This window comes from Actinomyces denticolens (genome assembly GCF_002072185.1).
Taxonomy (GTDB): domain Bacteria; phylum Actinomycetota; class Actinomycetes; order Actinomycetales; family Actinomycetaceae; genus Actinomyces; species Actinomyces denticolens.
The window spans coordinates 1-12,091 of record NZ_MVIW01000003.1 but is presented as its reverse complement, the minus strand read 5'-3'; the positions used below and the strand labels follow the sequence as shown (position 1 = coordinate 12,091).

General features: G+C 73.7%; 7 protein-coding genes. 5 read left to right on the top strand and 2 right to left on the bottom strand.

The genetic code is table 11. The annotated features are described in order from the left end of the window. Positions 1-17 precede the first annotated feature (17 nt). Positions 18-950 (bottom strand): polysaccharide deacetylase family protein, encoded by a 933-nt coding sequence (locus B1H55_RS01245; protein WP_077239979.1) that lies wholly within the window; start codon positions 948-950, stop codon positions 18-20. A gap of 93 nt (positions 951-1,043) precedes the next feature. Between B1H55_RS01245 and B1H55_RS01240 the strand changes: the two genes are divergently transcribed. Together B1H55_RS01240 and B1H55_RS01235 are read left to right on the top strand one after the other, a co-directional pair. Further along, positions 1,044-2,093 carry an ATP-binding cassette domain-containing protein gene (locus tag B1H55_RS01240; protein WP_077239980.1) on the top strand — a complete coding sequence of 350 codons (1,050 nt, stop codon included), beginning with the start codon at positions 1,044-1,046 and terminating at the stop codon, positions 2,091-2,093. After that, positions 2,090-2,932, top strand: coding sequence for an ABC transporter permease (locus B1H55_RS01235; protein WP_073452254.1), 843 nt, complete (start codon positions 2,090-2,092; stop codon positions 2,930-2,932). The genes B1H55_RS01240 and B1H55_RS01235 overlap by 4 nt, the downstream gene beginning before the upstream one ends. 31 nt (positions 2,933-2,963) lie before the next feature. On the opposite strand, the gene B1H55_RS01230 is transcribed toward B1H55_RS01235, so the two are convergent. Next, positions 2,964-6,272, bottom strand: coding sequence for an AfsR/SARP family transcriptional regulator (locus tag B1H55_RS01230; RefSeq protein WP_158083319.1), 3,309 nt, complete (start codon positions 6,270-6,272; stop codon positions 2,964-2,966). Positions 6,273-6,415: 143 nt separating this feature from the next. Here B1H55_RS01230 and B1H55_RS01225 point away from each other — a divergent pair, with 143 nt between their 5' ends. From B1H55_RS01225 to B1H55_RS01215, 3 genes are all read left to right on the top strand, one after another. Then, a complete protein-coding gene (locus B1H55_RS01225; RefSeq protein WP_073452252.1) occupies positions 6,416-8,050 on the top strand; it encodes a ribonuclease J in 1,635 nt (544 codons plus the stop codon). Between the two features lie 5 nt (positions 8,051-8,055). Continuing rightward, on the top strand, positions 8,056-8,979 hold the full coding sequence (locus B1H55_RS01220; protein ID WP_073452250.1) for a PfkB family carbohydrate kinase: 924 nt from the start codon (positions 8,056-8,058) through the stop codon (positions 8,977-8,979). Between the two features lie 113 nt (positions 8,980-9,092). Continuing rightward, on the top strand, positions 9,093-11,978 hold the full coding sequence (locus tag B1H55_RS01215) for an FtsK/SpoIIIE family DNA translocase (RefSeq protein WP_073452248.1): 2,886 nt from the start codon (positions 9,093-9,095) through the stop codon (positions 11,976-11,978). Positions 11,979-12,091: the final 113 nt, after the last annotated feature.

The following is a 12,091-nucleotide window of genomic DNA, read 5'->3' as shown; positions in this document are numbered from 1 at the left end:
CGACGGTCCACCGCTGCTCAAGACGCCCCGGTTCCCCTCTCGATGAGTGCCGGGGACTTGAACGATCCGCTGCTGCCCGCGAGCAGTTCTCCGGCGCTGACGACGCGCAGGCCACGGGACTGGATCCGCTCCACGGATCGGCCCATCTCCTCCATGAGCTCGGTGTACGGCTGGCTACGGCCATCGTGGCACAGGATGATCGCCCCGTCCTGCGCGGCCTGTCCCACATCCTTGGCCGCCGCGGCGCCCGGGGTGTGCAGGCTCCAGAGCACCAGGTCCAGGCCCCGGTCAGCGGCGGTGGCCAGGGCGACGGCGTCGACGCGCCCGTACGGGGGTCTCCAGAGCGATGGCTTGGGCGCCCCGGCTGAGGTGATCGCCTCGATCGTCCGGTCGATATCCCGGCCGAGTTCATCCGGCGAGGCGCCGTAGACGTCCGTGTGGACCCAATTGTGGATGGCGACCTCGTGCCCTTCGGCCGTCTCACGGGCGATGAGATCGGGGTGGGCCCGGGCGGCCTCTCCCAGCACGAAGAAGGTTGCCCTGGCCCCCAGGCGGGAGAGCATGTCGAGGACCACCGGGGTCCAGCGGGGATCGGGGCCATCATCGAAGGTGAGGGCCACCGACCCCGTGCCCGGCGCCGCCCGGAAGGTCGTGGACACCGCGCGGTGCCCGGAGTCGTCCGTCGGCAGCGCGGCAACGCGGAACGTGGGGGAGCGGCGCCCGTCGTGCCAGTGGGCGGCCGCTGCTCCGGCCGCAGCGCCGATCGTGCCCGCGGCGAGCGCGCCGGCCACCCTCAGCGCCCGGCGGCGCGAGGAGCGCGCAACAGCACCGCCTCGGTCCGCCTCGGCCTCCTGCGCGGCTGGGCGCGCCCCCTCCTCTGACGCGTCGGCCTGGACCTCCTCCGGCGCGCGAACGGGCGAATCCGATGGGGGAGCGGGGAGCGGGGTCATGGGGCAGAGACTACGCCGCGCGGGCGCGCGGCGCGTTTGGCACGGACAGCTCGGTGAAAGTGTCGTGAAAGCGCGGTCCCGCACGCTGCGGCCATGAGCGGAGAACAGACACCAGCGACACCACCCGCCCGCCCGGGGCCCACTCCTGGGAGGGCGGCCCCACCGGCCATCGAGACTCACGGCCTGACAAGGCGATTCGGTTCCCTCACCGCCGTCGACCACCTCGACCTGATGGTCCCCGCCGGCACCGTCTACGGCCTCCTCGGGCCTAACGGCGCGGGGAAGTCGACCGCCCTCAAGATGCTCACGACGCTCCTGCGCCCCACCGGCGGGCGGGCCTGCATCATGGGGCACGACCTTGTCGCCGAGCCCCACCGGGTGCGCAGCGCCATCGGCGTCGCGGGCCAGTACGCGAGCGTCGACGAGGCCCTCACCGGGCGGGAGAACCTGCGGCTCTTCGCCCGACTGACCGGTATGAGCCGCGTCGCCGCCCGCCGTCGGGCCGATGAGCTCCTCGAGGCCTTCGGGCTCACTCAGGCCGGGCGCCGCCTCGTTCGCGACTACTCGGGGGGCATGCGGCGCCGCCTCGACCTGGCCGTCTCCATGGTGGCCGCCCCGCCGCTCGTCTTCCTCGACGAGCCCACCACCGGGCTGGACCCCCGCACTCGTGAGCAGATGTGGGGCGTCGTCGAGGACCTAGTCGCCCTGGGCACCACGGTGCTGCTGACCACCCAGTACCTGGAGGAGGCCGACCGCCTCGCCGACCGCATCGGCATCATCGACCACGGGCGCATGATCGCCGAGGGCACGGCCGACGAGCTCAAGGACCGCATCGGCACCTCGACACTCGTGCTCGCCCCCGCATCCGACCCCGCGGGTGAGCGAACCGCCGAGATCATCGCCCATGTCCTGGGCCCGAGCGCCGCACCGGTGATGAGGGCAGGCCGGCTCCACACCCCGATCACCGATGCGAGCGCCGCCGCCGACGTCCTGGCAGCCCTGCGCGACGCCGGGCTGCCGCCGGTCTCCTTCGCCGTGGACCGTCCCAGCCTCGACTCCGTCTTCCTCGCCCTCACCCAGGGGCCCGCCGGCGGTACCCGGACCGCCGCCGGAACCACCGCGACCGCCAAGGAGAACTCATGACCACCGCCCCCATCGCATCATCCGTCCTCGCCCCATCGGCCCGCGCGCCCCGTCCGCGCCGCTTCAGCGAGTCCCGCCTCGTGGCGGACACCGCCTCCATGACCTGGCGCTCCGCCCTGAGCATGCTGCGCAACCCAGCCGAGTTCTTCGACATCCTCGTCCAGCCCGTCCTGTTCACCGTCATGTTCGGCCAGCTCCTCGGCGGGGCGATCGCCGGCGATGTCAAGGCCTACCTGCCGATCCTCGTGCCCGGCCTGGTTATGACGAATGTCCTGTCCGCCTCCCAGAGCGTGGGCGTGGACCTGCGCACGGATATGGACAAGGGGGTCTTCGACCGGTTCCGGGCGATGCCCATGTCCCGGCTCGCGCCGCTGCTCGGCCCCCTCATGACCGACCTGCTGCGCTACATCGTGTGCTCGGCCCTGACCGTGGCCACGGGCGCGGCCATCGGCTACCGCCCTGGGAACGGGCCCCTGGGCGCCATCGGCGCGGTGCTCGTGGCGGCGGCCTGCGGCTGGGCCTTCTCCTGGATCTTCCTCCTCCTGGGCGTCCTGCTGCCCTCGCCCCAGGCCGTAACCTCCTTCAACCTCATCGTCCTGTTCCCCCTGTGCTACATCGCCAACACCATGGTGCCCACCCGCACCATGCCCCACTGGTTGCGGACCATCGCCGACCACAACCCCGTCTCCTACGCGACGGACGGCCTGCGCTACCTCCTGGACGGGGCCTCGGGCACCGGCTCGGCGGCGGGCGCCGGGTGGGCCCTCGTGGGATGCCTGGTCATCGTCCTCATCGTCGCCCCGATCGTCGTGGTCCGCTACCAGCGCGCGACCTCTTGAGACGGACGCCGCCCGCTGCTTCGCGGGCCCGTCACAGCCAGTCGGAGAGGCCCTCCACCAGGAACGCCATATGGGCCACCAGCTCCTGGAGGCTCTCGCCCAGGCCCTCCGCGCGGCCTCGCGCCTCGCGGAGGGCCTGGGCGTCCACCCGCTCGGCGCCCGCCACGATCCTGGGCAGGGAGAGCAGGAGGCAGGTCTGGTTGTGCCCGACGCGCAGCGCCGTGGCGAGCAGCTCGGCCCCCACGGGCCCGGCGGAGCGGGGGAGCCCGATCGCGGAGTCGTCCGAGGCGGCCGCCGCCATCACCGCCAGACCCACGGCGACGGCGAGCGTGGCCACGGTGGGCAGGTCCCGCTCGCCGCGCGCCCCGGGGCCGAGGGCCCGGCCGAGCGCCCTCATCGCACGGCGCCGCACCGAGGGAAGATCGAGGCCGACCCGCTCCGACGCGTCCAGCGAGGCATCGATGACCAGGCAGGTGGCCAGGGCGTAGAGCTCCCACGGGCCGCCCGGGGGAACCGCCCCCTGCGGCGTTGCCAGGTCCTCCAGGAACGCCTGGTTGTCCAACGCGGCCTGGCGGGTGCTCCCCATGAGGGCCTTCATCTCGCTGCCCACGAAGCTGAGCATCGACATCCCCGCGCCGGGCAGGACGGCGCCGCCGAAGTCGCGCAGGAGGGCGCTCGCCGCCTCGGGCGTCGGATCGACGTAGACCTGGCAGCAGCGCCGCTGCATCTCGAGCAGCCGCAGGTACAGGGCGCGCTGGGGCAGGGCGCTGCGCTCGAGGAGGCGCGCCGTTCGGGCGCAGACGCGCCCGGCCTCGGCGTACCTGCCCAGTTCGAGGAGGAGGCGCAGGCGGACCAATGAGAGGTCGACGAGTCGCGCGTCGGGAAGCCCCTCCGTCCGGGCCCGCTCGAGAAGCGACTCGGTCAGTCCGAGTGCCCCCTCGACGTCGCCCGCGTTCTCCATATCCGAGGACACGCAGGCGCCCGCCGTCCACGCCGTCCACATGTCCTCGTCGCGCGCCAGGTCCGGCCACTGAGAGCGCGGCGCGCGGGCCAGTCGCCGGATCGCCGCCCCCGCGGCGTCGTCGAGCCCTGAGTCTCCCGGGATGGCCCGGCGGACATCCTCGGGGAGCGGGCCGAGCAACCAGGTCGAGGCGCACAGCACATGCAGCAGCAGGGCGCGCGAGCGGGCCCCGGCGGCGCTCGGCGGGGCAGTCGCGGCGACCGGCGTCAACCTCGGCGCCCACGCGGCCAGCTGCGGGTACCCCCAGCTGGAGGACCAGCAGGTCAGCAGTGCCGCCCCGAGCGAGCAGGCATCCTCCAGGTCCGCGAGCGACGCCGGATCGCGATCCCAGGCCTCCAGGGCGCGGCTGAGCTCCTGGACGAGCCCGGGCTCCTCCGCGAGGACGCGCTCCATCGTCCCCGTCCCGTCACCGCCCGGGGCCTCCGGGGCCGTGGAGGCGTCCAGGACCGTCGAGCACACGCTGAGCGCCCAGGCCCGCACGGCGGCGAGATCGGCGGCGGCCAGGGCGGGATCGTCCGGGAGGGAGCGCACGAGCTCGCGCACGGAGGACATCATCCGGAAGCGCGGTCCTCTCGCGCCGGCGCCGTCCGCGCGGGGCGGGGCCTCATCGACCGACAGCAGCGACTGCGCGACCAGGGCGTCGACGACGATGGGCGCGCCCGGGCCGAGTACCTCCTCGGCGGTCTCGAGCGCGAAACCGTCGGCCAGGAGGGACAGGCGCCTCATCGCGCGGCGCTGGGAGTCGTCGAGCAGGCCCCAGGACCATTCGATGACGGAGGCCAGGGTGCGCTGGCGCTCGGGCAGGTCCCGCCGCCCCGGGAGCGTGAGCAGGTCGCGGGGCAGGCGCTGGGCCACCTGCGCCACCGACATGATGCGTGTGCGGGCGGCGGCCAGCTCGATGGCCAGCGGGATGCCGTCCAGCGCCGGGAGGAGCCGCTCCAGGTCGGCGTCATCGATGTCCTGGCCCGGGCGCACCGCCAGTGCGCGCTCGCGGAACAGCTCCGCTGAGGCGCCGGGCGCCAGGGGCCCGAGGCGCTGGACGCGCTCGGGCGCGATATCGAGGCTCCGGCGCGAGGTCACCAGGATGCGCAGCCCCGGCAGGGTTGCGAGCAGCGGGGCGAGCAGGTCCGCGAGCGCCCCGCTGATGTGCTCGCAGTCATCCAGCACGAGGAGCGTCGCTGGGGCGGAGAGCGCATGGGCGAGGGCGGCGCGCGGATCCTGCCCGGCGCGCGGGCCGTGCCCGAGGGCGGCGAGGAGCTCCTGGGCCAGGCGCGTCACCGGGCGGGCGGCATCCGCGTCGGCGTCGCCGGGGCGCCTCGGCGAGACCTCGATCATGGGCAGGACGTGGACGATGGGGAGAATCGAGCGCGAGGCCGTCAACTGCGCCAGGCTCGTCTTGCCGACACCGCCCGGCCCGGTGATGGTCACGAGTCGGTGGGTGGCGATCGCCGCTTCCACCTCGCGCAGGTCGTCGTCGCGCCCCACGAGGCGATCCGGCCCCGCACGCAGGCCCCGGCGCACGGGGCGCTCCGCCTCCAGCGCCGCCTCATGGGCCGCGCGCAGGGCGGGCCCGGGCACGGCGCCGCGCTCGCGCAGGCGGCGGCGGTGGTTCTCATAGCGGTCGAGCGCGGCCGCGGGGGAGCCGGTCCAGGCCTCCGCCCGGATGAGGGCGGCGAGGAGGGCCTCATCGCCGGGGCGCCGCTCGCACAGCGCTGGAAGGAGCTCCATCGCCTCCGCGCAGCGCCCGAGGTCGCTCAGCGCCAGCGCCCGCGCGCGAGAGCACTGGGAGATCGTCGCCCCCGCCTCCTCGCGCAGCGCTCCCCACGCGCCCGCCTCCGGGGCGTCGGCCGCGGCGGCGGGGGAGGAGCCGGCGGGGCCGGCGCCTCCGGCATCGGCGAGCGTGCTGAGGGAGTCGTCGAGGGAGTCGGTCAGCGCGATGACCCCCGCCGGATCGCCGCTCCTCGCCGCGGCTCCCACATCCCGGGCGAGGGCCGCCAGGGCGAGGGCATCGACGTCGCCCGGCCCCAGGGCGAGCGCGTAGCCCCCGGCCCGCCTCGCCACGGCCCCGGCGCCGATCCTGGCCCGCGCCCGGGAGACGGTCACCTGGAGGGACTGGCGGGAGTGGGCGGGGCGGTGGTCCGGCCCCCACAGGGCCGCCACGAGCTCCTCATCGCCGACGGTGGCGCCGTCGGCGCCGGCCAGGACGCACAACAGGTCCAGGACCCTCCCTCCCAGCGGCCGTCCCTCCCAGGAGGGGGAATCGGCCAGGAGCCGCAGGCGCGGGTCGTCGGCGCGCGCGTCGTCGGCCGGGCTCATCATGGCCGCCAGGATATCCGCGCCGCGGTCGGGGTCCGCGTCCGCCGTCCCGGAGGGCCCCATCGCCGTCAGGACGGTTGCTCTAGACTGCGGCCGTGACGAACTTCCCCTCTCTTGGCGCCCCGGGTCCGATCCCCGAGGGCGCGATGCGGATCGTGCCACTGGGCGGCCTCGGCGAGATCGGGCGCAACATGACCGTCTACGAGGTGGACGGCAAGCTCCTCATCGTCGACTGTGGCGTCCTCTTCCCCGAGGACGACCAGCCCGGCGTCGACCTCATCCTGCCCGACTTCTCCTACATCGAGGACCGCCTCGACGATGTGGTCGCCCTCGTCCTGACCCATGGGCACGAGGACCACATCGGCGGCGTCCCCTACCTGCTGCGCCTGCGCGACGACATCCCGCTGGTGGGCTCCGAGCTCACCCTGGCCTTCATCGACGCCAAGCTCAAGGAGCACCGCATCCGCCCCGTCCTGCGGGAGGTCCGCGAGCACGAGCGCGTCGCCTACGGCCCCTTCGAGCTGGAGTTCGTGGCCGTCAACCACTCCATCCCCGACGCCATGGCCGTCATGATCCGCACTGATGCGGGCAGCGCCCTGTGCACCGGCGACTTCAAGATCGACTCCCTGCCCATCGACGGGCGCATCACCGATCTGCGAGCCTTCGCCCGCTTCGCCGACGAGGGCGTGGACCTGTTCTGCGTGGACTCCACCAATGCCGAGGTCCCCGGCATGGTGGCCCACGAGAACCAGATCGGCCCCGTGCTCGACTCCGTCTTCGGGGAGTCCGACGGGCAGATCATCGTCGCCTCCTTCTCCAGCCACGTCCACCGCGTCCAGCAGGTGCTCGACGCCGCGGCCCTCCACGGGCGCCGCGTCGCCCTCATCGGGCGCTCCATGGTGCGCAACATGGGCATCGCCGCCGAGCGCGGCTTCCTCAAGGTCCCCGAGGGCGTGCTCATCGATGCCCGGGACATCACCAGCCTGCCGGCCGATGAGCGGGTCCTCATGGTCACCGGCTCCCAGGGCGAGCCCATGGCGGCCCTGAGCCGCATGGCCCACGGCGAGCACCGCTCGGTCACCGTGGAGCCGGGGGACACCGTCATCCTGGCCTCCTCCCTCATCCCCGGCAACGAGAACTCCGTCTACCGGGTCATCAACCAGCTCATGCGGCTCGGCGCCCGCGTGGTCCACCGCGACAACGCCCGCGTCCACGTCTCCGGGCACGCCTCCTCCGAGGAGCTCCTGCACGTCTACAACATCGTGGCGCCCCGCAACGTCATGCCCATCCACGGCGAGATCCGCCACCTCGTGGCCAACGGGGCCTTGGCCGTCAAGACCGGTGTACCGCCCAAGAACGTTATGCTGTGCGAGGACGGCGTCGTCGTCGACCTCCTCGACGGCCAGGCCCGGATCGCCGGGCAGGTGCCCTGCGGCTACGTGTTCGTCGACGGCGCCTCTGTGGGCGAGATCGACGAGGCCGAGCTCAAGGACCGCCGCATCCTCGCGGAGGAGGGCTTCGTCTCCGTCTACGCCGTTGTGGAGACCTCCACCGGCACGATCCTGGCCGGCCCGGACATCCAGGCCCGCGGCATGGCCGAGGACGACTCCGTGTTCGACGAGGTCCTGCCCGATGTCACCGCCGCCCTTCAGCAGGGGCTCGACGGCGGCCGGGCCGACGCCTACTCCCTGCAGCAGGCGATGCGCCGAGCCCTGGGCCGGTGGGTGGCCCGGCGCCTGCGGCGGCGCCCCATGATCGTCCCCGTCGTCATCGAGGCCTGAGGCCCATGCCCCCCCGCCGGCCCGCCTGCTTCATCTCCACCGGCAGCGTCCTCATCGACCTGCCCCTCCAGGTCAACAGGATCCCCGCCCCCGGCGGGGCGGTCACCGCCAGCTCCACCGGCCCGGTCGTGGGAGGCGGCTACACGGTGGTCTCGGCCGTAGCCCGGCAGGGCAAGCCCGCGGCGCTCGCCGCCACGCTGGGCACCGGCCCCAACTCCGCGCTCGTGCGTGAGGCCATGATGCTCGACGGCGTCGAGCTCGTCGTCGAGGAGCTCGTGGGTGATATCGGCACGTGCATCACCCTCATCGAGCCCTCCGGGCGGCGCACCTTCATCACCAATGAGGGCATCGAGGCCGAGCCCCAGCTCGACGACCTGCGTCGACTCGACGTCCTGCCCGGCGACTGGGTCCACGCCACCGGCTACGACATCGTCCACCCCCTGAGCCACAGGGTTCTCGCCGACTGGCTCGTCGATCTGCCCGAGGGCGTGGGCCTGGTCATCGACCTGGGCCCCGTGGAGCCGGAGATCGGTGCCACCACGCTGAGCCGCCTGCTCGGACGGGCCACTCTGCTCACCGGCAACCACCTGGAGATCACTCAGCTGAGCGCCCGGCTCGGCAGCCCCGGGGCGCTGCGCGAGGCCTGCCCCGGCGCGCTCATCGTGCGCCGCACCGGTGTGCACGGCTGCGTCCTCTGGCCCGCTGACGGCGCCCCCATCGAGGTCCCCGGCTTCTCCCGGGACGTCGTGGACACCACCGGCGCGGGCGACACTCACACCGGGGTGCTCGTGGCTGGCCTCATGGACGGCCTCGACGAGGTCACCGCCGCCACGCGCGCCAACGCCGCCGCCGCCGAGGCCGTCTCCCGGCAGGGCCCGGCGCGCTGCCCGCTGCGCGAGGAGATCGACGCCCTGCTGCGCGCGGCCTGAGCCCGCCGAGCCCTCGCCCCCGGGCGCCCCGGGGAGGTGTGGCGCACTCTTCGCCCGCCCGGCGGCGTGGCAGGCCCGGCCCGGCAGGCAGTGCCGCTAGCGTGTTGACCACCATGGTCACCCGCAGTACCGCGCGAAACGCGAAGCCCTCATCGGGCCCGAAGCCGCCCCAGCGCGGCTCGGGCCGCCGCCGTCGTACGCAGCAGGGCCAGGGCCGCGCCGACGAGACCACCACCATGCCCGCCCAGGCGGCGTCCGGTCCCCAGCGTCCCGAGGCCCACGGCTACTCCCGCACCGCCTGGGCCTTCGGGCTCCTCGCCCTGGCCGCGGTCACAGGGCTGCGCGAGTGGTTCGGGATCTCCGGCGCCGCCGGCGGCCTCCTGCACCACCTGGCAGCCGGGCCCGTCGGGGTGCTCAGCATCACCGTGCCGATACTCCTGGCCGCCCTGGGCATCGCCACCCTGCGCGTTCACCGCCTCACCAACGTCCACGCCCGCGTGAGCGTCGGCGGCCTGGGAATCCTGGCGGGGCTCACCGGCATCATCCACGTCGCCTCCGGCCAGCCCGCCCTCAGTGCCGGCATCGCCGGAGTCGAGGGCGCCGGTGGCCTGCTCGGCTGGCTCTTCGGCGCGCCCCTGGCCGGGCTCTTCGGCGCCGTCGGCGCCGTCATCCTCCTGCTCCTGCTCATCGCCTTCTCCGCCCTCGTGGTCTCCGGCAAGACCGTCGCCGAGCTGCGCGACATCGCCGCTGCCCGCCGCCCCGATCCCGACGCCGGTTCCCCGGAGGACGCCTGGTCCACCCGCGCCCTGGGCAGGGTCCGCCGGGCCCTGGGGCCGCGGGCCCACGGCGGCGACGCGGACCTCACGGCCACCACCGCCATCGACTCCTACGACGGCGATGAGCCCTTCCGCTCCGCCATCGAGACGGAGGAACCGCCCGCCCGGGACGCCACCGGCGGCAGGGCCCCCAAGGGCGCGCGCAAGCGCGGCTCCGGTCTGCGCCCCCGGATCGCCCCGGAGGAGGATGAGGGCGTCGCCCCGTCCGAGCGGCGCCGGAACGGGGAGAGCAGCGCCAACGCCGTCGACATCCCCGTGGGGGCCGATCCCGCCACCGAGGTGATCGCCGAGCCCGACCCGCCTCTCGGCCCGCCCTCCCTCCCTCCGCGGGGCATGAGCGCGACGGCGCCGGGGGAGCGGCCCGTGCCGCCCACGGATCCCGAGGCCGTCACCGACGAGACCCCCGTGATCGAGCCGGACCTTGCCGACGAGATCGAGATGGCCGGCGGCGCCGCCATGGCGCTGCCCGACGGCACCACCTACTCGCTGCCCGACCCCGTGCTCCTGGAGGCCGGCGCCGGGCACGCCACCCATACCGAGGCCAACGACGCCGTGGTAGAGGCCCTCCAGAACGTCTTCACCGAGTTCAACATCGACGCCACCGTCTCCGGGTACACCCGCGGCCCCCAGGTCACCCGCTACGAGGTCCACAGGGGACGGGGCGTCAACGTCTCGAAGATCACCGGCCTGGAGAAGAACATCGCCTACGCGGTGGCCTCCGATGAGATCCGCCTCCTGACCCCCATCCCCGGCAAGTCCGCCATCGGGATCGAGATCCCCAACTCCGACCGCGAGATGGTCAAGCTCGGTGACGTCCTGCGCTCGGGGGCCGCCAAGAAGCAGGCGCACCCCCTCGTGGTGGGGCTGGGCAAGAACGTCGAGGGCGACTACATCGTCACCAACCTCGCCAAGACGCCCCACATGCTCGTGGCCGGCCAGACCGGCTCCGGCAAGTCCTCCTTCGTCAACTCCATGATCACCTCGATCATGATGCGCGCCACTCCCGAGGAGGTCCGCATGGTGCTCGTGGACCCCAAGCGCGTGGAGCTGACCATCTACGAGGGCATCCCGCACCTCATCACCCCCATCATCACCTCCCCGAAGAAGGCCGCCGAGGCCCTGGAGTGGGTGGTGCGCGAGATGGATGCCCGCTACGACGACCTCGCCTCCTTCGGCTTCAAGCACATCGACGACTTCAACAAGGCGATCCGTGCCGGCGAGGTCCAGCCCCTGCCCGGGAGCCAGCGGGTCCTCAGCCCCTACCCCTACCTCCTCGTCGTCGTCGACGAGCTCGCCGATCTCATGATGACCGCGCCCAAGGACGTCGAGGCCTCCATCCAGCGCATCACCCAGCTGGCGCGCGCCGCCGGCATCCACCTCGTGCTGGCCACCCAGAGGCCCGTCGCGCAGGTCGTCACGGGCCTGATCAAGTCCAACGTGCCCTCGCGCCTGGCCTTCGCCACCGCCTCCCAGCTCGACTCGCGCGTCATCCTCGACCAGAACGGCGCCGAGACCCTCACCGGGCAGGGCGACGCCCTCTATCTCGGCCCCGGCGCCTCCACCCCCATTCGAGTGCAGGGCTCATGGGTCACCGAGAGCGAGATCCGCGCCGTCGTCGAGCACGTCAAGGGCCAGCTCACCCCCGAGTACCGCGAGGATGTCATCGTCCCCGAGGTCAAGAAGCAGATCGATGAGGAGATCGGTGACGACATGGACCTGCTCCTGCAGGCCGCCGAGCTCATCATCACCAGCCAGTTCGGCTCCACCTCCATGCTCCAGCGCAAGCTGCGCGTCGGCTTCGCCAAGGCCGGGCGCCTCATGGATCTGCTGGAGTCCCGCGAGGTCGTGGGCCCCTCCGAGGGCTCCAAGGCCCGCGACGTCCTGGTCCAGCCCGAGCAGCTCGAGGAGACCCTCGCCTGGATCAAGGGCGACGGGGAGGCCCCTCGGATCGACGACCCGGGCGCCTCCGACGCCACCGCCGCCCGCGTCCCCTCCGACCTGCGGGCCGGCACCCGCGAGGTGGGCCCGTCGGCCGACCGCTACGCCGTCGACCCCCTCGAGGCCGGAGACGACGCCCCCGTGAGCGAGTCCTGGGATGACGAGTCCGCCTCTGAGGACTCCGAGGACGCCTGGAGCCTCACCGGCCGCGGCCAGTCCTGGTAGAGCGCGGGCACCCGCGAGGGCGCTGCCGCGTCGCCCGCGCCGGGCCCTCCCGCGCCCCGGGCCCCGCGCCCTCATCCCCGGGGTCGCGCCACCGGCGCGCCGCCCGCGGCCGG